18 protein-coding genes are annotated in these 20,848 nt (G+C 73.5%); 10 read left to right on the top strand and 8 right to left on the bottom strand.

Annotated features, from left to right (window positions below; translation table 11 throughout):
• Positions 1 to 24 precede the first annotated feature (24 nt).
• Positions 25 to 927, top strand: a complete 903-nt coding sequence (locus tag Sfr03f_RS08850; protein ID WP_108953087.1) for an aminoglycoside phosphotransferase family protein — start codon at positions 25 to 27, stop codon at positions 925 to 927.
• A 20-nt stretch (positions 928 to 947) separates the two neighbouring features.
• Here Sfr03f_RS08850 and Sfr03f_RS08845 read toward each other — a convergent pair whose 3' ends face one another.
• Positions 948 to 1,892 carry a Rieske (2Fe-2S) protein gene (locus tag Sfr03f_RS08845; protein WP_108953086.1) on the bottom strand — a complete coding sequence of 315 codons (945 nt, stop codon included), beginning with the start codon at positions 1,890 to 1,892 and terminating at the stop codon, positions 948 to 950.
• Positions 1,893 to 2,148: 256 nt separating this feature from the next.
• On the opposite strand from Sfr03f_RS08845, the gene Sfr03f_RS08840 reads away from it, so the two are divergent.
• Positions 2,149 to 3,294 (top strand): ATP-grasp domain-containing protein, encoded by a 1,146-nt coding sequence (locus Sfr03f_RS08840; protein WP_108953085.1) that lies wholly within the window; start codon positions 2,149 to 2,151, stop codon positions 3,292 to 3,294.
• A gap of 198 nt (positions 3,295 to 3,492) precedes the next feature.
• On the opposite strand, the gene Sfr03f_RS08835 is transcribed toward Sfr03f_RS08840, so the two are convergent.
• Positions 3,493 to 4,830, bottom strand: a complete 1,338-nt coding sequence (locus tag Sfr03f_RS08835; RefSeq protein ID WP_108953084.1) for a 6-phospho-beta-glucosidase — start codon at positions 4,828 to 4,830, stop codon at positions 3,493 to 3,495.
• 197 nt (positions 4,831 to 5,027) lie between these two features.
• Between Sfr03f_RS08835 and zwf the strand changes: the two genes are divergently transcribed.
• Genes zwf through Sfr03f_RS08815 form a run of 4 tightly spaced genes read left to right on the top strand, consistent with a single transcriptional unit; the run spans position 5,028 to position 9,133 of the window.
• Positions 5,028 to 6,617 carry a glucose-6-phosphate dehydrogenase gene (gene zwf / locus Sfr03f_RS08830; protein ID WP_108953083.1) on the top strand — a complete coding sequence of 530 codons (1,590 nt, stop codon included), beginning with the start codon at positions 5,028 to 5,030 and terminating at the stop codon, positions 6,615 to 6,617.
• A complete protein-coding gene (gene opcA / locus Sfr03f_RS08825; RefSeq protein ID WP_108953082.1) occupies positions 6,614 to 7,561 on the top strand; it encodes a glucose-6-phosphate dehydrogenase assembly protein OpcA in 948 nt (315 codons plus the stop codon). The genes zwf and opcA overlap by 4 nt, the downstream gene beginning before the upstream one ends.
• A 48-nt stretch (positions 7,562 to 7,609) precedes the next feature.
• Positions 7,610 to 8,512 (top strand): phosphogluconate dehydrogenase (NAD(+)-dependent, decarboxylating), encoded by a 903-nt coding sequence (gene gnd / locus Sfr03f_RS08820; protein ID WP_281262827.1) that lies wholly within the window; start codon positions 7,610 to 7,612, stop codon positions 8,510 to 8,512.
• A 12-nt stretch (positions 8,513 to 8,524) separates the two neighbouring features.
• Positions 8,525 to 9,133: a histidine phosphatase family protein gene (locus tag Sfr03f_RS08815; RefSeq protein WP_108953081.1), complete on the top strand. Its 609-nt coding sequence runs from the start codon at positions 8,525 to 8,527 to the stop codon at positions 9,131 to 9,133.
• A gap of 41 nt (positions 9,134 to 9,174) precedes the next feature.
• Here the strand turns inward: Sfr03f_RS08815 and Sfr03f_RS08810 are convergent, their stop codons facing one another.
• Complete coding sequence (locus Sfr03f_RS08810; RefSeq protein WP_108953080.1) at positions 9,175 to 9,609, bottom strand: PPOX class F420-dependent oxidoreductase; 435 nt, start codon at positions 9,607 to 9,609, stop codon at positions 9,175 to 9,177.
• Positions 9,610 to 9,726: 117 nt separating this feature from the next.
• Here Sfr03f_RS08810 and Sfr03f_RS08805 point away from each other — a divergent pair, with 117 nt between their 5' ends.
• Together Sfr03f_RS08805 and Sfr03f_RS08800 are read left to right on the top strand one after the other, a co-directional pair.
• Entirely contained in the window at positions 9,727 to 10,968 is a 1,242-nt protein-coding gene (locus tag Sfr03f_RS08805; RefSeq protein ID WP_108953079.1) for a serine hydrolase domain-containing protein, read from the top strand.
• A gap of 137 nt (positions 10,969 to 11,105) precedes the next feature.
• Positions 11,106 to 11,498: an SCO5389 family protein gene (locus tag Sfr03f_RS08800; protein WP_108953078.1), complete on the top strand. Its 393-nt coding sequence runs from the start codon at positions 11,106 to 11,108 to the stop codon at positions 11,496 to 11,498.
• A gap of 78 nt (positions 11,499 to 11,576) precedes the next feature.
• Here Sfr03f_RS08800 and fusA read toward each other — a convergent pair whose 3' ends face one another.
• Positions 11,577 to 13,628, bottom strand: coding sequence for an elongation factor G (gene fusA, locus Sfr03f_RS08795; protein WP_108953077.1), 2,052 nt, complete (start codon positions 13,626 to 13,628; stop codon positions 11,577 to 11,579).
• Positions 13,629 to 14,052: 424 nt separating this feature from the next.
• On the opposite strand from fusA, the gene Sfr03f_RS08790 reads away from it, so the two are divergent.
• Complete coding sequence (locus Sfr03f_RS08790; RefSeq protein WP_108953076.1) at positions 14,053 to 16,083, top strand: glycosyltransferase family 2 protein; 2,031 nt, start codon at positions 14,053 to 14,055, stop codon at positions 16,081 to 16,083.
• Between the two features lie 3 nt (positions 16,084 to 16,086).
• Positions 16,087 to 16,692 carry a dTDP-4-dehydrorhamnose 3,5-epimerase gene (gene rfbC / locus Sfr03f_RS08785; protein WP_108953075.1) on the top strand — a complete coding sequence of 202 codons (606 nt, stop codon included), beginning with the start codon at positions 16,087 to 16,089 and terminating at the stop codon, positions 16,690 to 16,692.
• Positions 16,693 to 16,776: 84 nt separating this feature from the next.
• Here rfbC and Sfr03f_RS08780 read toward each other — a convergent pair whose 3' ends face one another.
• Genes Sfr03f_RS08780 through Sfr03f_RS08765 form a run of 4 tightly spaced genes read right to left on the bottom strand, consistent with a single transcriptional unit; the run spans position 16,777 to position 20,564 of the window.
• Complete coding sequence (locus Sfr03f_RS08780) at positions 16,777 to 17,583, bottom strand: class I SAM-dependent methyltransferase (RefSeq protein WP_108953074.1); 807 nt, start codon at positions 17,581 to 17,583, stop codon at positions 16,777 to 16,779.
• Positions 17,580 to 18,464, bottom strand: a complete 885-nt coding sequence (gene rfbD, locus Sfr03f_RS08775) for a dTDP-4-dehydrorhamnose reductase (RefSeq protein WP_108953073.1) — start codon at positions 18,462 to 18,464, stop codon at positions 17,580 to 17,582. The genes Sfr03f_RS08780 and rfbD overlap by 4 nt, the downstream gene beginning before the upstream one ends.
• A gap of 52 nt (positions 18,465 to 18,516) precedes the next feature.
• Positions 18,517 to 19,494 carry a dTDP-glucose 4,6-dehydratase gene (gene rfbB, locus Sfr03f_RS08770; RefSeq protein ID WP_108953072.1) on the bottom strand — a complete coding sequence of 326 codons (978 nt, stop codon included), beginning with the start codon at positions 19,492 to 19,494 and terminating at the stop codon, positions 18,517 to 18,519.
• Entirely contained in the window at positions 19,491 to 20,564 is a 1,074-nt protein-coding gene (locus Sfr03f_RS08765) for a glucose-1-phosphate thymidylyltransferase (RefSeq protein WP_108953071.1), read from the bottom strand. The genes rfbB and Sfr03f_RS08765 overlap by 4 nt, the downstream gene beginning before the upstream one ends.
• Between the last annotated feature and the right edge of the window lie 284 nt (positions 20,565 to 20,848).

Genomic DNA, 20,848 nt, shown 5'->3' with positions numbered 1-20,848 from the left:
GGCCTGCCGGTAGGGTCGTCCCGTATGACCGACCTCGAGATCGAGATCACCGCGGGCCTGGTCCGTGACCTGCTGCTGGAGCAGCATCCGGACCTCGCCGGGCTGCCCCTGCGCGAAGTGGCGGGCGGCTGGGGCAACCAGATGTGGCGCCTCGGGGACGACCTGGCCGTCCGTATGCCGCGTCAGGAAGGTGCCGCGGCCCTGCTGCGCAAGGAGTGCCGGTGGCTGCCCGTCCTGGGTCCGCGCCTGCCGCTCCCGGTCCCCGGTCCCGTACGGGTCGGTGAGCCGTCCGCGCGCTTCCCGAAGCCGTGGACCGTCATGACGTGGGTGCCCGGCGAGCCGCTGGACCAGGCATCCCTCAGCCGTGGCGACCACGCGGCCGACACGCTGGCGGCCTTCCTGGCCGCGCTCCACGTGGAAGCACCGCAGGACGCGCCGGCCGGTGCGGACCGCGGCGGCCACCCCGCGGAGTGCGCGGACGGCTTCGACCACTTCTTCCACGCCGTCGTCCCCGCCGACCTGGCCGACGCCGTCCGCGCCGTCTGGGAGGACGCCGTCGCGGCACCCGCGTGGGAGGGCCCGCCGCTGTGGGTGCACGGCGACCTTCACCCCGCGAACGTCGTCGTCCGCGACGGAACACTCTCGGGCGTGATCGACTTCGACGCCGTGTTCGCCGGCGACCCCGCCTGGGACCTCGCGGCCGCCTGGGTGATCCTTCCCGCGGGCACCGTCGCCCGCTTCTTCGACGCGTACGCGCGGGCGGACGAGGGGACGGTCCGCCGCGCCCGCGGGCTGGCCGTCCTGAAGGGCCTGTTCCTCATGCTCATGGGCCGCAACGGGGACCAGGGCCTTCCCGGTGGCAAGCCGGCATGGGGACCCGCGGGCCGGGCTGCTCTCGACCGCGTCCTGACGGAGGGTTCGATGTAGACACGGGGTGACGAGGCTCCTCAGCCCGCCGTCGCCGGTTCTTCCTCCTCCTCGCTCCCGGGGGCGATCCCCCGCAGCCTGACCTCCAGGCGCCCGTCGACCACCCGCGTGTCGAACGCGGGCTGGGGCGCCGTGGCGGGTCCTCGCACGTTCCAGCCGTCCTCCAGCCGGAACACGCTCCCGTGCCAGGGGCACCGCACGCAGCCGTCGACGATCTCCCCCTGCGACAGCGGCCCCGCGAGGTGGCTGCAGTGCTCGGCGAGCACCCGCACGGTGTCCTCGTCGACCCGGACCACCATCACCGGGACGTCGTCGACCTGCCGCCGGACGGCCCGTCCGATCGGCAGGTCCGCCACGCCGCCGAGGGGGTGCCAGCCCGGCCGCACCAGGTGGGGCACCTGTTCGGCGTGGTTGGCTCCCGCGGCCTGCCGGTAGGCGAGGTGACCGCCGAGCGCCCCGCCGGCCGAGACGGCCGCCAGTCCCGCCACCGCCAGTCCCCGGCCGAGCCCCTGGCGCCCGCTCCGCCGCGCCGCGTAGGACCCCGCGTACAGCAGGACGGCGGCGTTGTTGAGCGCCGCGTGCAGGAGCCCCACCCGCCGCTGCTGGCGTTGCAGGTCGGACCAGTCCACCCATCCGGCGACCGCCGCCGGTCCGGCCACCGCGAGGCCCACGCCGATGAGCCGCCGCGTCGCCCTCTCCTGCCCGGGCAGCAGGTCCAGCACCGCCGAGGACATCCAGGCGCCGACCGGCACCTGGACCAGTACGGGGTGCAGCGGATGGCCGAGCGGCAGCCCGTGCAGCAGGTCCCGGGCACGGCGCCCCAGGGGCGCGGCTTTCACCACTTTCTGCACGGCGTCCGCCGCCCGGTCGGTCCCGCCCCACCGCTCCAGACCGTCCAGCAGCACATGGAGCCGTCCGGGCCCGCCACGCCCCGTGCACGCCTCGTCACGTTCGGTTGTCGTCATGCCGCGCGAGTAGCCCTCCCGCGGGGAAGGAAACGTGGATCGCGCCGACTCGCGCGGACCGCGCGGAACGGGGACGACACGCGGGAGGAGAAGCCGTAACACGCCCGTAGCGGTACGCGTCCCGCGAAGCTCTATGATCGGCCCGACACCGCCGCACCGGGCCCCCGGCTCCCCGCGCGGCCCGGTGTCCCTACCCGCGTGTTCCCCGGCAGGGCCCGGCGGCTCCGCCGTGCCCGCACACTGAAGGGCGGCCTGAATGATCTCTCGCGTACGCGTCTGGCTCAACCGCACGTACGCGGAGAACGTCTTCTTCATGGAACAGCTGCGGAGAAATCCGCAGGACCGGGCGGTGGAGATCCACGCCACGCACGGCGACCCCGACTCGCCGGTGCTCGCCGCTGCGGACACGGCGGCGCTGGAGCCCGAGGGCCTGTCCCCCGCCGCGTACGCCGAGTTCGCCCTGGACCAGTGCGTGCGGCGCGGCATCGACGTGTTCGTGCCGCGGCTGCACCAGGAGGCGGTCGTCGCCCACCGCGCCGAGTTCGAGGCGGTGGGCACGGCCCTGCTGGCGCCGACCGCGGAGGGGGTGGCCGCCTTCCAGGACAAGGCGACCGCCTACGAACGGGTGGCCGAACTCGGCGTGCCGGTCCCGCCGTGGTTCCGGGTGCGCACGGCGGACGAACTGCTCACCGCCGTGGAGAAGCTGGAGGCGGACGGGCACCAGGCATGCTTCAAGCCGGCCGCGGGCGCGGGCGGCGTGGGCTACCGGGTCGTCACCCGGGAGCCCTTCTCGATGGACCAGCTCGACGGCTTCCCCAGCCCTCGCGTCCCGCTGGACCTGGTGCTCGGCGCGCTGCGCGACCGCGGCGAGGAGGTCGACTGGCTGGTGATGCCGAGGCTGCGGGAGCCGGAGGTCTCGGTGGACTGCCTCACCGGGACGGACGACCGGGTGCGGATGGCGGTGGGCCGCACCAAGAACGGCCGGCGTCGCGGGTTCACCCTGGACGAGCGGTGGCTCGCCCCGGCCCGCCTGGTCGCCGAGCGGTTCGGGCTGCACCACCTGTCGAACATCCAGTTCCGGGAGTTCCGTGAGGAACCGGTTCTTCTCGACGTCAACACGCGGCCGGCCGGCGGGCTGCACCAGCTGTCGCTGTGCGGCCTCAACGCTCCCTGGGCCGCGGTCCGGCTGGCCCTGGGCGAGGACCCGGGGAGCCTGGAGCCGCCCTTCCTGGGCGCCGACTACGCCGTGGTGGCGGCCCCGCAGCTCCTGCGTGGGGCGGGTCCCGCCCGCGACGGGGACGCCGTGCCGGCGGCGGTGACGGTCCCCGCGCAGGCCGCGCCGCCCGCCGCCGGGGCCGTCGCGGCCTCCTCCCCCTCCACGACGGCGGCCGCGCCCGCCTGAGAACGGCACGGTCGGCGGCCCTCCGGGCGGCGCCTGCCCGGCGCCGACGGGGTCCGTGCGGACGGCCGCGGAATTTTTTTCCGCGGAGGTGTATCAATCCGCGTACGTGGCGCTCTTAACGGTGCGGGGGATGGGGCGGGTGGCCGCGCCCGGGGGGAGCGCGGCCGTCCGCCCCACCATGACGGGGGGACCCGGGCCTCACTCGAATCGGGTGAGGCCCGGATGGGTTTCCTGGTAACCGTCCATCAGCCGCCGGGCGACGGTGACCGAGTCGATCAGCGGGTGCAGCGCGAACGCCTTCACCGCGGCGGCCCGTGAGCCCGTCAGGGCGGCGGTGATCACTTCCCGTTCCACCGCCTTGACCGCGTCCACCAGGGCGGCGGCGTGCTGCGGCAGGGGGGCGGCGGCCCGCGGGTGCGCGCCGTTCGCGTCCACCAGGCAGGGGATCTCGACCACCGCGTCGTCGTCCTGTCCGGGCAGGGCGCCACGGTTGCGGACGTTGAGCACCAGGGTGGCCCGCTCGTCGCGGGCGATCGCCCGCATCAGGGCGAGCGCCACCTTCTCGTAGCCGCCCGAGAGGTCCTCCTCCTCGCGTTCCCCGGCCCCCGCCGCGTCCCGGTTCTCCGCCATGTAGGTCGCCTCGCGCTCCGCGCGGGTGCGGTTCCACAGCTCGAGGGCGGGCGCCCCGGGCCGGCCGGCCTCGGCGTAGAAGCGGGCCTGCTGGTCACGCAGGAAGACCCCGCGGGTGCGTTCGGCCCGCCGGTAGGCGTCGACGGTCTCCCGGTTGAAGTAGTAGTAGTGCAGGTACTCGTTGGGGATCGCGCCCAGCGACTGCAGCCAGTCGGCGCCGAACAGCCGGCCCTCCTCGAACGACTCGAGCAGGCCGCGGTCGGCGAGCAGCCCGGGCAGCAGGTCGCGGCCGTCGACGCGCAGGGCCCGGACCCAGCCGAGGTGGTTGAGCCCCGCGTAGTCGACGAAGGCGCGGGCCGGGTCGACCCCGAGGACCCTGGCGAGGCGGCGGCCGAGCCCCACCGGGGAGTCGCAGATGCCGATCACCCGGTCGCCGAGGGTCCTGGACATCGCCTCGGTGACCAGGCCGGCCGGGTTGGTGAAGTTGATGACCCAGGCGTCCGGGGCGAGGCGCCGCACCCGGCGGGCCAGGTCCACCGCCACGGGGACGGTGCGCAGTCCGAAGGCGATCCCGCCGGCGCCGACGGTCTCCTGGCCGAGGACGCCCTCGGCCAGGGCGACGCGCTCGTCCGCGGCCCGGCCCTCGAGGCCGCCGACCCGGATCGCCGAGAAGACGAAGTCCGCTCCGGTCAGCGCCTCGTCCAGGTCGGTGGTGGTGACCACCTCGGGCGCGTCGGGCACCTCCCGGGCCTGTTCGGCCAGCACCCGGCCGACGGCGGCCAGCCGCTCCGCGTCGACGTCGTGCAGCACCACCCGGGTGACGCGCCCGGGTGCCCGGTCGGCCAGCAGCGCCCCGTACACGAGCGGCACGCGGAAGCCGCCCCCACCAATGATCGTGAGCCTCATTCCGCCAACCTAACGCGCGGACCTGTGGGAGGGACGGCCGATCCGGCTCGGTGTGGGGCGGCGCAAGGACGGGAACCCCTTCCGGGGTGACCGGCGAACCCGTTCCGACCTGCCCGGATGGTGCGGGAGGCCGCCGCGCCCGCATGGCCCGCCCCCGGGCGCGGTACTCGGCCCTCACCCGTCCGACGAGAAAGTAGATGATCACATTGACCGAAGCGACCGGAACGGTGGGCGCCGCGCCGCTCGGGGCCGGCGTCCCCCTCCTGGGCAGGGCCAACCCGTTGCGCGATCCCCGCGACCGCCGGCTTCCCCGGATCGCGGGCCCGTCCGGACTCGTCATCTTCGGCGTCACGGGCGACCTGTCCCGCAAGAAGCTGATGCCCGCGGTGTACGACCTCGCGAACCGGGGACTGCTGCCGCCGGGTTTCTCGCTGGTCGGTTTCGCCCGGCGTGAGTGGGCCGACCAGGACTTCGCCCAGGTGGTGCACGACGCCGTGGAGCAGCACGCGCGCACCCCCTTCCGGGAGGAGGTCTGGCAGCAGCTGGCCCAGGGCATGCACTTCGTCCCCGGTGACTTCGACGACGACCAGGCCTTCGAGCAGCTGCGCGAGGCCGTGGAGCAGCTGGACACCTCCCGCGGCACCAGCGGCAACTACGCCTTCTACCTGTCGGTGCCGCCCCGGTTCTTCCCCCGGGTGGTGCAGCAGCTGGAGAAGCACGGACTGGCCGAGGCTCCCCCGGGTTCCTGGCGGCGCGCGGTGATCGAGAAGCCGTTCGGTCACGGCCTGGCCAGCGCCCGGGCCCTGAACGCGCTGGTGCACGAGGTCTTCGCCCCCGACCAGGTGTTCCGGATCGACCACTACCTCGGCAAGGAGACCGTCCAGAACATCCTGGCGCTCCGCTTCGCGAACCAGATGTTCGAACCCGTCTGGAGCCGGTCCTACGTGGACCACGTGCAGATCACGATGGCCGAGGACATCGGCATCGGCGGGCGGGCCGGCTACTACGACGGCATCGGCTCGGCTCGGGACGTGATCCAGAACCACCTGCTGCAGCTGCTGGCCCTGACGGCGATGGAGGAGCCCGCCTCCTTCGACGCCGAGTCGCTACTCACCGAGAAGCTCAAGATCCTCAAGGCGGTCAAGCTTCCGGAGGACCTGGGCGAGCACACGGTGCGCGCCCAGTACACGGGGAGCTGGCAGGGCGGCGAGCGGGTGCTGGGCTACCTGGAGGAGGACGGCATCGACCCGTCCTCCATGACGGACACCTACGCCGCCATCAAGCTGGAGATCGACAACCGGCGCTGGGCGGGCGTCCCCTTCTACCTGCGCACCGGCAAGCGGCTGGGCCGCCGGGTCACCGAGATCGCGGTGGTCTTCCAGCGCGCCCCGTACTCGCCGTTCGACTCGACGGCGACCGAGGAGCTCGGCTCCAACGCGATCGTGATCCGGGTCCAGCCGGACGAGGGCATGACGGTGCGGTTCGGTTCCAAGGTTCCGGGCACCTCCATGGAGATCCGGGACGTCTCGATGGACTTCGCCTACGGCGAGTCCTTCACCGAGTCCAGCCCGGAGGCCTACGAACGGCTCATCCTGGACGTGCTGCTGGGCGACGCCAACCTGTTCCCGCGCACCGAGGAGGTCGAGGAGTCCTGGCGGATCCTGGACCCGATCGAGGAGTACTGGGCCACCCACGGCGTGCCGGCCAAGTACCCGGCGGGCAGCTGGGGTCCCCCGGAGGCCGACGAGATGCTCGCACGAGACGGACGGAGCTGGCGCAGGCCATGAAACTGGACCTCAACGACACCACGGCCACAGACGTCAACAAGGCACTGCTCCAGGCCCGCAGGGCCTCGGGCACGCCCGCCGTCGGCATGGTGCTGACCATGGTGGTCGTGATCGACGAGGAGTTCGCCTACGACGCCATGAGGGCGGCGCAGCAGGCCTCGCAGGAACACCCCTCCCGCACGGTGGTGGTGATCCGCCGTCATCCGCGCAGCCCGCGCGACCGTACCCACTCGCGGCTGGACGCCGAGGTGCGGCTGGCGGCCGACGCCGGGCCGGGCGAGACGGTGGTGCTGAGGCTCTACGGGGAGGTGCGCGACCACGCGCAGTCGGTGGTGCTGCCCCTGCTGCTGCCGGACGCGCCGGTGGTGGTGTGGTGGCCGGTGGACGCCCCGGACAAACCGGCCGAGGACCCGCTGGGCGCGCTGGCACAGCGCCGGATCACCGACATGGACGCCTGCCCCGACCCGCTGGGCGAACTGGAGAAGCGGGCCGCCGCGTACGCCCCGGGCGACACCGACCTGGCGTGGACCCGGCTGACCTTGTGGCGTTCGGCGCTCGCCGCCGCGCTGGACCAGGAGCACGCGCCGGTGCGCTCGGTGGCCGTCGAGGCCGAGCCGGGCAATCCGAGCGCGGAACTGCTGCTGCGCTGGCTGCGCGCCCGCCTGGAGGTTTCCGGCGAGGTCAGGCCGTCCGCCGGTCCGGCGATCACCGCGGTGCGGCTGGAGACCGACCGCGGTGACGTCTCGGTGGTCCGTGAGGACGGCCCGCTCGCCACGCTCACCCTGCCCGGCCAGCCGCCGCGCAGCCTGGCCCTGAAGATCCGGCCGACCTCGGAGCTGATCGCCGAGGAACTGCGGCGCCTGGACGCCGACGACATGTACGAGATCGCCCTGCGCGGCGCCGGGGCGACGTCCGGGTCCGCCGCGGACGCCGGAGCCGTCTGACGGCCGGAGCCGTCCGGCGGCCTGCGAACCCCCGAACAACAGGAAGAAGTGAACGACATGCAGCTCGGACTCATCGGTCTCGGAAAGATGGGCGGCAACATGCGCGAGCGCATCCGCCGGGCCGGCCACGAGGTCATCGGGTACGACCGCGACCCCGGCCTCTCCGACGTGGCGAGCCTGGCCGAACTGGCCGACTCGCTGACCGCGCCGCGCGTGGTGTGGGTGATGGTCCCGGCCGGCCCGCCGACCCAGTCCGTGATCGACGAGCTCTCGGGTCTGCTCGACGCCGGTGACGTGGTGGTCGACGGCGGTAACTCGCGGTGGACGGACGACGAGAAGCACGCCGCGGAGCTGGCCGAGAAGGGCATCGGCTTCGTGGACTGCGGCGTCTCCGGCGGTGTGCACGGCCTGGCGAACGGTTACGCGCTGATGTACGGCGGCGAGCCCGAGCACGTGGCCAAGGTGCAGCCGGTGCTGGACGCGCTGAAGCCGGAGGGCGACTTCGGCTCCGTGCACGCCGGCAAGGTCGGCGCCGGTCACTTCGCGAAGATGGTCCACAACGGCATCGAGTACGCCATGATGCAGGCCTACGCCGAGGGCTGGGAGCTGCTGGAGGCCGTCGACTCCGTCACCGACGTCCGGGAGATCTTCCGCTCCTGGCGCGAGGGCACCGTCATCCGCTCCTGGCTCCTGGACCTGGCCGTCAACGCCCTCGACGAGGACGAGCACCTGGACAAGCTCCGCGGCTTCGCCCAGGACTCCGGCGAGGGCCGCTGGACGGTCGAGGCGGCCATCGACAACGCCGTCCCGCTGCCCGCCATCACCGCCTCCCTCTTCGCCCGCTTCGCCTCCCGCCAGGAGGACTCCCCGCAGATGAAGATGATCGCCGCCCTGCGCAACCAGTTCGGCGGCCACGCCGTCGAGGCGGCCGGTCCCTCGGCGGCGCGGTAGCCGGGGCCGACTGTGGGCGATCTTCTGCTGCTGCGGCACGGCGAGACCGAGTGGAGCGCGGCGCGCCGCCACACCAGCCGCACCGACCTGCCGCTCACCGCGCACGGCGAGGAGGAGGCGCGGGCGGTGGCCCCGCTGCTGGCCGGACGGCGACTGGCCGCGGTGCTGACCAGTCCCCGGCTGCGCGCGGTCACCACCGCCCGGCTGGCCGGCCTGTCCGGCACCCGTGCCGATCCCGACCTGCGCGAGTGGGAGTACGGGGCGTACGAGGGACTGATGACGGAGGAGATCCGCCAGGAGCGGCCGGGCTGGAACATCTGGGACGACGGCTGCCCGCCCTCGGCCGACGGGCATCCCGGGGAGCTGCCGGAGGAGGTCGGCGCGCGGGCGGACCGGGTGCTGGCCCGCGTCGAGCCGCTGCTGCGGGCGGACGACGGCGACGTGCTGCTGGTGGCCCACGGCCACTACCTGCGCGTCCTGACGGCACGCCGGCTGGGACTCGCGGCGACCGACGGGCGGCTGTTCCAGATCTTCACCGGCACCGTCAGCCGTCTGTCCACCGAGCACGGCCGCCCGGTCGTCTCCGTGTGGAACGCCCGGCCCGGTGGCGCGGAGCTCTAGGGGACCGGCCCGGGCGTCGCCCCGGGCCGGCCCCCGCGCCGTCATCCCAGGGCGCCCTTGGGTATCCCGTACACGCGCTCCACACGCAGCCGCAGCACCAGGCGGCGGTCGCGCACCATCGCCGCCCGGTAGTCGTCCCAGTCCGGGTGCTCCCCGGCGACGTCCCGGTAGAGCCGTACCAGCTCCTCCACCGTCGCGTCCTCGGGGTCCTCGGCCACCGGGCTCAGCTCGGCGGTGCCCTCCGCCACGGTGTACGCCCAGCGGTCGGCGCTGGTCACGTGGTAGGAGGCACGCGGGTCGCGGCGCAGGTTGCGGGTCTTGGCCCGGCCGTCCGTGACGGAGATCCTCAGCAGGCGTTCCTCGGGGTAGTAGGCGTGGTTGACGTTGGACAACTGCGGCCGCCCGTCGGCCTTGAGGGTCGCCAGCACTCCGCCGGCGGCCTCGGAGAGCAGGGCGAGCAGGGCTTCTTCACTCATACCGGCGGAACGTCCCCCCGGGCCGGGGTGTTCCCCCGGCGGACCGGTCAGGTCTGGAATTGCGCCGAACGGGGTATCCCCGAGCCGCTCGCGCAACGTGGACGGAGGGTCAGGAGCATGACGGCGACCGCGAGGACGGTGCTGCGCCAGGAGATCGAGCCGGGCGAGGCGGGCCTGGACGCCGCCCGCCTGGACGAACTGGACCGCCTGCTGGGCCGGCACGTCGACACCGGGAGTCTGCCCGGATACCTGCTGTCGGTGGCCCGCGACGGCAGGGTGGCCCGTCTGACCACCTACGGCAGCCGCGATTTGGCCGCGGGACTGCCGGTGGAACCGGACACCCTCTGGCGGATCTACTCGATGACCAAGCCGGTGACCTCGGTGGCGGCGATGCTGCTGGTCGAGGAGGGGCTGCTGTCGCTCGACGATCCGCTCGAGCGCCACCTGCCGGCCTTCGCGGATCCACGGGTCCATGTGGCCGGTGAGGGAGCCGGGATGCGGACGCGCCCGGCGCGGGGGCCGGTCCTGATCCGCCATCTGCTCTCCCACACGGCCGGTCTGACCTTCGCCTTCCACCACGCCCACCCGGTGGACGCCCTCTACCGCGAGGCGGGCCTGCACGCCTCGGTCCTGCCGGGCGCCGACCTCGCGCGGACCTGTGACGCCTACGCCCGGCTCCCGCTCCAGTTCGATCCCGGCAGCCGGTGGAACTACTCGGTGGCGACCAACGTGCTGGGCCGGGTGATCGAGGTGGTCTCCGGGCGCCCGCTGGACGAGTTCGTCGGCGAGCGGGTGCTGGGGCCGCTGCGGATGACCGACAGCGGGTTCCGGATCGACGAGGAGCAGGCGGGCCGGCTGGCCGAGCTGTACGGCGACGGGGAGGACGGGACGCTCGAGGCCGTGCCGGGGACGCCGGTGCGGGAGCGGCCGCGCTTCGTCTCCGGCAGCGGGGGGCTGGTGGCGAGCGCCGGGGACTACCACCGCTTCATGGAGATGCTCCGGCGGCGCGGGGAGCTGGACGGCGTCCGGCTGCTGCGGCCGGCGACGGTGGACCTGATGACGCGCAGTCACCTGCCCGCGGGCGAGGACCTGCGGTCCTTCGGCGCACCGGTCCACGACGAGCCGGCCAACAGCGGGGTGGGGTTCGGACTGGGCTTCTCGGTGGTGGTGGACCCCGCGCGCACCCAGTCCCCCTCCTCGCTCGGGACCTACGGCTGGAAGGGCGTGGCGACCACCGCCTTCTGGGTGGACCCGGTCCAGGACCTGACCGTGCAGTTCATGACGCAGCTGCGGCCCCGGCGTTCGCGGCTGCTGTTCCCGGAGATCCGGCGCCTGGTGCACGCATCCGTCGTGGGATGAGAGGCCTTCGGGCGCGGCGGATTGACCGGCACCCTCTCTACATGACATTCGTTTTCAGTAAGAGTGGGCCGTGGGACGGCGCGCCCGGTTCACGCCGCCCGCATTCCACACCGGCACCCCACGGACAGGACTTCCCCATGTCTCTCGACGTCTCCCCCACCCTCCTCGCCGACGCCGAACGCGGTGACGTCCGCGAGGCGGACTTCGTCGCCACCGTGCGCGCCTCGCTGCCGTACGCCTACGACCTGATCGCCCGGCTCGCCGGCGAACTGCGCGGAGGGTCCGCGGAGTTCGCCGACAACACCACGCCGCCTCCCTCCGAGCGCGAGCGGGGCCAGCTGCTGCGGGCGCTGGCGAGCGACGCCGTCCGTGGCACGCTGGAGCGCCACTTCGGCGTGGCACTGGCCTTCCAGAACTGCCACCGGGTGGCCGTCTTCCGGCCGCAGGACGTGGGCGGCGAGCGCCACGCGCGCTTCACCTCTCCGCGTGCCCAGCTCCTCAACCAGTCCCCCGACCTGCGGGACTGCTGAGCCCACGTCCGGCGGACCCGGCACCCAGACCGGCCCCGGCGGGGCGCGGCCCGTGTGGCCGCGCCCCGCCGGTTCGGCTCAGCCCCGGGCCGGGGCCGGGGCGTACCCGCACGGGCGGGAGACGAACGTCCCCCGCCCCCTGGTCCTGCCGCGCAGCGCGGCGGACCAGCCGAACAACTCCGCCAGCGGGACCACCGCGCCCACCACGGCCGTCCCGCCCCGGGACTCGGAGCCGTGCACCCGGCCGCGCCGTGCGGCCAGGTCGCCGAGCACCCCGCCCAGGCAGTCGGCGGGCACGGTCACCGTGACTTCGGCGACCGGTTCCAGCAGGGTGAGGCGGCAGGCGCGCAGGGCGGCCCGCAGTCCGGCCCGGCCGGCGGTGCGGAAGGCCGTGTCCGAGGAGTCCTTGACGTGCGTGGCGCCGTCGGTGAGGACGACCCGCAGACCGGTCACCGGGTGCCCGCCGAGGGGACCGTCCAGCAGGGCGTCACGGCACCCGGCCTCCACCGCCCGCACGTACTCCTGCGGCACCCGGCCGCCGGTCACCGTCGAGCGGAACGCGAACCCGAGCCCGTCCAGCGGCTCCACGTCGAACACGACGTGCGCGAACTGGCCCGCGCCGCCGTCCTGTTTGACGTGCCGGTGGACGAACCCGGTGACGCCGCCGGTCACCGTCTCCCGGTGGGCGACCCTCGGCCGCCCGACCGTGAGGCCGGGCCCGCCCGACAGGCGGACCTTCTCCACCGCCACCTCCAGGTGCAGTTCGCCCATGCCGGACAGCAGGGTCTGCCCGGTCTCCGGATCGGTGCGGACGGTCAGCGACGGGTCCTCCTCGGCGAGGCGGGCCAGCGCCTCGGCGAGCCGCCCGGTGTCGGTGGAGCGGACGGCCTCGACCGCCACCGACACCACCGGCTCGGCCGGGGCGGGGGGCTCCAGCACCAGCGGGTGCTCCCGGGCGCACAGCGTCGCCCCGGCCCGCACGGCCTTGGGCCCCGCCACGGCGACGATGTCGCCGGCCACCGCGGCCGCGACCTCGGTGTACCGGTCGGCGCGCAGTCGCAGCACCCGCGCGACGCGCTCGGTGCGGCCCGTGGTCGTGTCCCGCACGACGTCCCCCTTCCGCAGGGTCCCGGAGTAGATCCGCAGACTGGTCAGCCTGCCGGTCGCGGTGGCGTTCACCTTGAACGCCAGGGCTGCCAGCGGGCCTTCGGGGTCGGCCTCGCGGCGCACCTCGGCGCCCTCCCAGCTGCCCGTCACCGGGGGCAGGTCGAGCGGGGACGGCAGGTAGTCCGCCACCGCGTCCAGCAGCGGTTCCACCCCCTTGTCGCGGTAGGCGGAGCCGCAGAGCACCACCACCGCCTCGCCGGTGCGGGTGAGGTCGCGCAGGGCCGCGCGCAGGGTGGCCGCGGTCAGCGTGCCGTGCTCGCAGAACTCCTCGAGCGCCCCCGGGTGCCGTTCGGCCACGGCCTCCTCCAGCTCACGGCGCCCTCGCGCCGCCGCAGTGCGGAGCTCTTCGGGGACCGGTGTCACCACGGGCTCGCCGGCGCCGCCCGGCCAGGTCAGCGCACGCTGGTCGAGCAGGTCCACCACGCCCCGGAACCCGTCCTCGGCACCCACCGGCAGCTGCACCACCAGCGGCGCCGGGTGCAGCCGCTCCCGGATCGAGGCGACGGCGGCGTCGAGGTCCGCGCCCGCCCGGTCCATCTTGTTGACCAGGACGATCCTGGGCACGCCGTGCCGGTCGGCCTGCCGCCACACCGCCTCGCTCTGCGGCTCGACGCCGGCGACGGCGTCCAGGACCACCACGGCGCCGTCCAGGACGCGCAGCGAGCGCTCCACCTCGTCGGCGAAGTCGACGTGGCCCGGGGTGTCGATCAGGTTGATCCGGCGCCCCTTCCAGGCGCAGCTGACGGCGGCCGCGAAGATGGTGATGCCCCGCTCGCGTTCCTGGGCGTCGAAATCGGTGACGGTGGTGCCCTCGTGCACCTCGCCGGTGCGGTGGACGGCGCCGGTGGCGTGCAGGATCCGCTCCGTGACCGTGGTCTTGCCGGCGTCGACGTGGGCGAGGATGCCCAGGTTGCGGACGTCGGCGAGGGAGAGGGCGGGGCTGCGGGTGAGGTCGTTGCGCACGGCCTTCGGCCTTTCTGGGGTGATGATCCGGTCCTTCGGGACGCGCGATCACCGCCACGGCCGCGGCACTCCGCGAGGGGCGGGGTGTCTCAGCAGGGCGTGGCGGACGTCCGGCGCCGGCCGCGCAGCGGGCGCCGGGGGGCCGGGGACACCAGGATCACCTCGTACCGCGAACGGGGAACGACGGCATCGGCGCGCTGACGCACGGCCTGTCCCCCTTCACTCGTCGCGGTCGTCCTCCGGGGAGGCCCCGGCGACACGCACGTGTCGCCAAGAGGCCGGGAAAACCCGGGGGTTGCTGCGAGTGTAGGGACAGGCGGCGGACCGGGCAGCGCATTTTCGGGTGCGTGCGAGCGGCCCCGGCCGGCGTCCGGTTCGCGGTAGGTTCGCCCCAGGTACGTCTGACTAGGAGCTCGTGAAGCGCATGTCGGTGAAGGTCAGTGTGGTCGTCCCGGTGTACAACCCAGGTCCCTACATCGAGGACTGCGTCGGCTCGCTCCTGCGGCAGTCACTGCCGCCGGGCGAGTTCGAGGTGGTCTTCGTCGACGACGGCTCCACGGACGGGACTCCGGCGCGGCTGGACGCGCTGGCCGCCGAGCACTCCCACATCCAGGTGATCCACCAGGAGCCGTCGGGGTGGTCGGGCAAGCCGCGCAACGTCGGCGTCGCCGCGTCGCGGGGCGAGTATGTGATGTTCGTCGACAACGACGACTACCTCGGCGACGAGGCCCTCGAGCGCATGTACGCGTACGCGGTGGAGAACGACGCGGACGTCGTCATCGGCAAGATGGCCGGCAAGGGCCGCCCGGTGCCGGTGGAGCTGTTCCGCAGGAACCATCCGCGCGCCACCGTCGAGAACGCCCCGCTGATGGACAGCCTGACGCCGCACAAGATGTTCCGGCGGGCCTTCCTCGACCGGATCGGGCTGCGCTTCCCGGAGGGCCGCCGCCGGCTGGAGGACCACGTCTTCGTCGCGGAGGCCTACCTGCGGGCGGAGACGATCTCCGTCCTCAGCGACTACGTGTGCTACTACCACGTCAAGCGGGACGACGCCTCCAACGCCGGGTTCCAGCGCTTCGACCCGGTGGGCTACTTCAAGAACCTGCGCGAGGCGCTCGACGTGGTCGAGCGCCACACGGAGCCGGGCGCGCTGCGCGACCGGATGTACCGGCGCTGGCTGCGCAACGAGATGGTCGAACGGATGCGCGGCACACGGCTGCTGAACCTCCCCGACGACTACCGCCGGGAGTTGTTCGGGGAGATCCGGGACGTGGTCGCCGAGCGGTTCGGGCCGTCGGTGGCCGCCCCGCTGGCGCCCACCCAGCGGGTGGTGGCGGCCCTGGTCGCCGCCGACCGCTACGAGGACACGCTGGCCTTCGCCGAGTGGGAGGCGTCCCTCGCCCCCCGGGCCGCCGCCGGGGCGGTCGGCTGGGAGAAGGGCGTCCTGCGCTTCGACCTGACGGCCGGTTACACCACGCGGGGCGAGCCGATGGTCTTCCCGGCCGACGGCGCCCACACCGAGCCGGAGGGCGCGCCCGAGGACGTGGCGGCGGCGATCGCCTGGGTGCTGGCCGACGCCACCGCGCGGTTCGGCTCGGCGGACGTGGACGTCGTGGTGCGCGAGCGCGCCACCGCGGCCCAGTACTACCTGCCGGCCGAGGTGACCCGGGAGCAGGAGCCCGCCGGGGACGGCGAGGAGGCGGGGGTGCGCCTGAGGCTGCGCGCCTCGGTGTCCCTGGATCCCGCGGTGGCCGCGGGCGGCTCGCCGCTGCGGCCCGGCCTGTGGGACCTGTTCGTGCGGGTGAAGCTGGGCGGCTGGGCCCGCGAGTGCCGGATCGACCCGGCTCCGGGCGCGCCGCGCCCGGCCGGGAACGCCGCGGTCACGGCGGACGGTGTGGTGCTGCCGTACTGGACGGCCCGCGACACCCTGTCGCTCGACGTGGACAAGGCGTCCAAGAACCTGCGCCTGGACCGGTTGTCCCCGTCCGCCGTCACGGTGACGGGCGACCGGCTGCGGGCGACGCTGCCGCTGCACGTGGCGGACCGCTCCGACGTCCTGCTGCGGCTGGCCGGCCCGGCGGACGACCCGCGGCTCCAGGCGCCGGGCACCCTGTCCCCGGGCGAGGACGCGGCCCGCTCCTCGGTGCTGGAGGCGGCGCTGCCGTTGGACGCCGCTCCGCGCGAGGTCCCGCTGCGGCTCTTGCTGGCGGCGGACCCGCGGGCGGCGGAGCCCCGGTTCCTGCCCCTGCCGGTGTCGCTGAGCGTGGTCACCGACGGGGTGCGGGTACGGCACGCCGCGCTGCCGCGGACGGCGGGGCGGCGGCCCGGAGCCGTGCGGGGGCTGCACCGGCTGGCGCGCCGGCTGCCGCTGCCGGTCCGCCGCGCCGTGGTCAGGGCGATGGACACGCTCGTGCCCGGACTGCGGGCACGACTGACCGACGGGAAGAGGGACTGAGCCGTGCGACCGCTGACCATCGAGGGAACCTGGCTGCTGGAACCGGAGGTCTTCCCCGACGACCGGGGCAGCTTCCACGAGTGGTTCCGGGGAGGGGCGTTCCGGGCGGCCACCGGCTACGACCTGTCGCTCGCCCAGGCCAACTGCTCGGTGTCCCGCCGGGGCGTGCTGCGCGGGCTGCACTTCGCGGACGTCCCGCCGGGGCAGGCCAAGTACGTGACCTGCGCCCGGGGCGCGGTGCTGGACGTGATGGCGGACATCAGGGTCGGCTCCCCCACCTTCGGGCGGTGGGAGGCGGTCCGGCTGGACGAGGAGAACCGGCACGCGGTCTTCCTCGCCGAAGGCATCGGCCACGCGTTCATGGCGCTGACCGACGACGCCACGGTGCTGTACCTGTGCTCCACCGGCTACTCCCCCGGCCGTGAGCACGGGGTGCATCCGCTCGACCCCGAGCTGGGCATCCGGTGGCCGGCCGACCTCGAGCCGGTCCTCTCCCCGAAGGACGCGGCGGCGCCCTCGCTGGCGCAGGCCCGCGCGGCGGGGCTGCTGCCGGTGTACGAGGAGTGCGTCGCGTACTACGAGAAGCTGCGGGGCGACGAGTCCGTGTGAGGGCGCGCGGCGTGGCACGGCACGGCGGAGGCCGGGACCCCGGGGTCCCGGCCTCCGCCGTCGTCCGTCAGGCCCGCTCGCCGGTCAGGCCCGCTCGCCGGTCAGGCGGTCCAGTGACCTGCTCAGCTGCTCCCAGCCCTTGGCGCGCTTGGTGCCCCGGTTGCGGGCGTGGACCAGCGGCTTCCAGAACCCGGCGTTCAGCAGGTCCTCGGCGCGGACCGCGGTGGTGCGGCCGAGGATCGACTCGGGCACCTTCTGCGGGTCGGGGACCTCGAACTCGGCGATGATCTCGTCGTACTTGTCCTGCAGCACCGTGTTGGACGGGTCGGCGCCGAAGACCAGCAGCTGGCCGGTGGGCTGGGTGTCGACCAGCACGGTCCGCAGGTCGGGCCGGTAGCGCCGCAGGATCTCGACGACCTTGTAGACGTCGCCGGTCCACGCGTTGGTGTGCCGGTCGCGCGCGGCCTCGTCGACGTTGCGCGGCAGCATGTCGTCGAGGACGACGACGCTGGCCCAGTCGGAGTGCTTCTCGACGTTGATGAAGTCCCGCAGGGCGTACTCGAAGAGGTGCATGCCGTCGATGAACGACAGGTCCAGCGTGACGTCCTGCCAGTAGCCGAGGGGACTGCGGTTGCGGGCGAGGTTGCGCAGCGGGTGACGGCCGCCCTTGAGGTGCCCCAGCGGGTTCTCGCGGGCGAAGAAGTCGTCACTGGTGGCCTTCACCAGGTGCACGTCGCACCGGATCTCGGTGACCACCTTGAAGGCGGGGTCGACGGCGATGCTCGGGACCCGGGAGAGGGTGAGGCTGCGGCCGTCGTTGACGCCGATCTCCAGGTAGTTCCGGTTGGCGCAGGTCTTGTGGAGCTCCCTCAGGAACTCGTGGCGCTTCACGAACAGGACTCCTTGCGGATGAGCGGGAGGGCAACATGAAGGGCGGCGCGCCAGTCGCGCAGGGGCGGCAGGCCGAGCGGCCGCCACCGGTGGTGCGCCAGGGCGCTGTAGGCGGGACGGGGTGCGGGCCTCGGGAACGCCTCGCTGGTGACGGGGCGCACCCGGGCGGGGTCGGCGTCGAGCAGGCGGAAGACCTCCTGGGCCAGTTCGTGCCAGGTGGCCTCGCCGGAGCTGGTGGCGTGGAAGACGCCGGTGGCGTCCGGGTCGTCCGCGCCGAGCCGGGCGCCGAGGTCGGCGATCCGGCCGGCGACGTCGGCGCTCCAGGTGGGCTGGCCGCGCTGGTCGGCGACGACGTCGAGGGTGTCCCGGCGGGACTCCAGGTCGGTCATGGTGCGCACGAAGTTCCCGCCGTGGACGCCGTAGAGCCAGGCGGTGCGCACCACGGCGCCGCGTCCGGGCAGTTCGGTGAGGACCGCCCGCTCGCCGGCGAGTTTGGTGCGGCCGTAGGCGGTGCGGGGGGCGGTGGGGTGGTCCTCGGGGTAGGGGGTGGTGGCCCGGCCGTCGAAGACGTAGTCGGTGGAGACGTGGATCAGGCTGGCCGCGCCCTGCGCGGCACAGGCCCTGGCGAGGGTCCGGGGGCCGTCGCCGTTGATGCGCAGGGCGGTCGCCTCGTCGCTCTCGGCGTCGTCGACGGCCGTGTAGGCCGCGCAGTTGACGACCACGTCCGGCCGGTGCGCGGCGAGGGCGGCGCGGACGTCGTCCTCACGCGTGATGTCCAGTTCGGCGCGGCCGAGGGCCACCGTCTCCTCGCCGCGGCGCTCCAGTTCCCGCGCGGTGTCCCGGCCGAGCATGCCCGCTGCGCCGGTGACGAGCCATCTCATGCGCGCTTCTCCGTACTTCCCGTGCTCCGCCGGCCGGTACCGGACCGACGGCTCACCCGCCGGCCCGTTCCTTCAACGGCTCCCACCAACCCCGGTTCTCGCGGTACCAGTTGACGGTGGCGGCGAGAGAGGTGGAGAAGTCGTGCCGGGGATGGTAGCCGAGTTGGGTCCGCGCTTTGTCCCAGTCGACGGAGTAACGCAGGTCGTGTCCCTTGCGGTCCTCGACGTGCTCGACCATGTCCCAGCCGGCCCCGCAGGCCTCCAGGAGCAGACCGGTGAGCTCCTTGTTGGAGAGCTCGGTGCCACCGCCGATGTTGTAGATCTCCCCTGCTGCGCCCCGGGTTCGCACGAGTTCGACGCCCTGGCAGTGGTCCTCCACGTGCAGCCAGTCGCGGACGTTGCGCCCGTCCCCGTAGAGCGGCACCTTCCTGCCGTCGAGGAGGTTGGTGACGAAGAGAGGAATCACCTTTTCGGGGAACTGGCGGGGCCCGTAGTTGTTGGAGCAGCGGGTGACGCGGACGTCCAGGCCGTGGGTCCGGTGGTAGGCCAGGGCGAGCAGGTCGGACGAGGCCTTGGAGGCGGAGTACGGCGAGTTGGGCGCGAGGGGGTGCGTCTCCGGCCAGGACCCCGACTCGATGGAGCCGTAGACCTCGTCGGTGGAGATGTGCACGAAGGGTCCCACCGCGTGCCGCAGCGCGGCGTCCAGCAGCGTCTGCGTGCCGACCACGTTGGTGAGCACGAAGTCCGCGGCGCCGGTGATCGACCGGTCCACGTGGGATTCGGCGGCGAAGTGGACGACCTGGTCGGCGGCGCCCATCAGCTTGTCCACCAGCTCGGCGTCGCGGATGTCGCCCTGGACGAACTCCAGGCGCGGGTGGTCCAGCGGCAGGTTGTCGAGGGTGCCCGCGTAGGTGAGCTTGTCGAGGACGGTGACGCGCAGGTCCGCCGCGCCGTCGGTCAGGAGGTTCCGCACGTAGGCGGACCCGATGAAACCGGCGGCGCCGGTGACGAGGAGGTTCGGGGTGGTCATGGCTGGATCCGCACCTTGCTGTGGTCGCCGAGAACGAGACGGTGGGCGCTGGGGACGCCGGGCGCCGACTGCGTGGTCACCTCGGCGTGGCGGCCGATGAGGGAGGACTCGATGCGTCCGACGCCCAGGATGGTGGCGTCCCGCAGCACGATGGAGAACTCCAGCTCGCTGCCGCTGACGGTGCAGTTCTCGCCCACCGAGGTGAACGGTCCGACGTAGGAGTCGTCGACCCGGGTGCCGGCGCCGATGACGGCGGGGCCCACGATCCTCGAGCGGGTCACCCGCGCGCCCGCCTCGATCACGACCCGGCCGACGGTCTCGCTCTCCTCGTCCACCTCTCCGTCGTTGCGCGGCTCCAGGGACTCGAGGACCATCCGGTTCACCTCGAGCATGTCGACGACGTTCCCGGTGTCCTTCCAGTACCCCTGGATGACGGTGGACCGCACGGTGGCCCGGTCGTCGATCAGCCGCTGGATGGCGTGGGTGATCTCCAGTTCGCCCCGCCAGGAGGGCTCGATGGAGCGGACCGCCTGGTGGATCCGGGGCGTGAAGAGGTAGACGCCGACCAGCGCGAGGTCGCTCTCGGGCCGCTCGGGCTTCTCCTCCAGGGTCACCACCTGGCCCTCGTCGTCGAGGACGGCGACGCCGAAGGCGCGGGGGTCGGGGACCTTCGTCAGCAGGATCTGGGCGTCGGGGCGGCTGGCGCGGAAGTCGTCGACGATGTCGTTGATGCCGCCGACGATGAAGTTGTCGCCGAGGTACATGACGAAGTCGTCCTCGCCGAGGAAGTCCCGCGCGATCAGGACCGCGTGGGCCAGTCCGAGAGGCTTCTCCTGCGGGATGTAGGTCACCCGGAGACCGAAGCGCGAGCCGTCCCCGACCGCGGCGCGGATCTCGTCGGCGGTCTCCCCGACGATCATCCCGACCTCGGTTATCCCGGCGTCCGCGATGGATTCCAGTCCGTAGAACAACACCGGCTTGTTGGCCACCGGCACGAGCTGTTTGGCCGACGTGTGGGTGATCGGCCGCAGTCGCGTGCCGGCTCCACCTGACAGGACAAGAGCCTTCATTCGGCCCACACTAGCCGCGAGCGCCCCCGCCGGACGGCGAACCGAACGATGCGACGGCCTTTTCCCGCTTCCGCGTGACACGCCGTTCCGCGGGGCCCCCGGATGGAGCCGGAAAAATTTCCTCCCCGCCGTACAACCTTCCTCGCCGGTCGGCCGTCGATCAACCCAAGCCGCGTTTTCCGCACTTCCTCACCTGCGTGTTGGCCTCCGGTTCGAAAGTTTCCGTTGACGATGTCAACAGAACGAGGCTCTGGTGCAACCCGACACGTTCGTGTAGCGTCTCC

This window comes from Streptomyces fragilis (genome assembly GCF_003112515.1).
GTDB lineage: Bacteria > Actinomycetota > Actinomycetes > Streptomycetales > Streptomycetaceae > Streptomyces > Streptomyces fragilis.
This window is presented reverse-complemented; position numbering and strand designations above follow the sequence as displayed.

Coding starts and splice junctions, on each gene's coding strand:
- Sfr03f_RS08850 (WP_108953087.1), top strand. CDS start 25: ATGACCGACCTCGAGATCGAGATCACCGCGGGCCTGGTCCGTGACCTG.
- Sfr03f_RS08845 (WP_108953086.1), bottom strand. CDS start 1,892: ATGACGACAACCGAACGTGACGAGGCGTGCACGGGGCGTGGCGGGCCC.
- Sfr03f_RS08840 (WP_108953085.1), top strand. CDS start 2,149: ATGATCTCTCGCGTACGCGTCTGGCTCAACCGCACGTACGCGGAGAAC.
- Sfr03f_RS08835 (WP_108953084.1), bottom strand. CDS start 4,830: ATGAGGCTCACGATCATTGGTGGGGGCGGCTTCCGCGTGCCGCTCGTG.
- zwf (WP_108953083.1), top strand. CDS start 5,028: ATGATCACATTGACCGAAGCGACCGGAACGGTGGGCGCCGCGCCGCTC.
- opcA (WP_108953082.1), top strand. CDS start 6,614: ATGAAACTGGACCTCAACGACACCACGGCCACAGACGTCAACAAGGCA.
- Sfr03f_RS08810 (WP_108953080.1), bottom strand. CDS start 9,609: ATGAGTGAAGAAGCCCTGCTCGCCCTGCTCTCCGAGGCCGCCGGCGGA.
- Sfr03f_RS08805 (WP_108953079.1), top strand. CDS start 9,727: ATGACGGCGACCGCGAGGACGGTGCTGCGCCAGGAGATCGAGCCGGGC.
- Sfr03f_RS08800 (WP_108953078.1), top strand. CDS start 11,106: ATGTCTCTCGACGTCTCCCCCACCCTCCTCGCCGACGCCGAACGCGGT.
- Sfr03f_RS08790 (WP_108953076.1), top strand. CDS start 14,053: ATGTCGGTGAAGGTCAGTGTGGTCGTCCCGGTGTACAACCCAGGTCCC.
- rfbD (WP_108953073.1), bottom strand. CDS start 18,464: ATGAGATGGCTCGTCACCGGCGCAGCGGGCATGCTCGGCCGGGACACC.
- rfbB (WP_108953072.1), bottom strand. CDS start 19,494: ATGACCACCCCGAACCTCCTCGTCACCGGCGCCGCCGGTTTCATCGGG.
- Sfr03f_RS08765 (WP_108953071.1), bottom strand. CDS start 20,564: ATGAAGGCTCTTGTCCTGTCAGGTGGAGCCGGCACGCGACTGCGGCCG.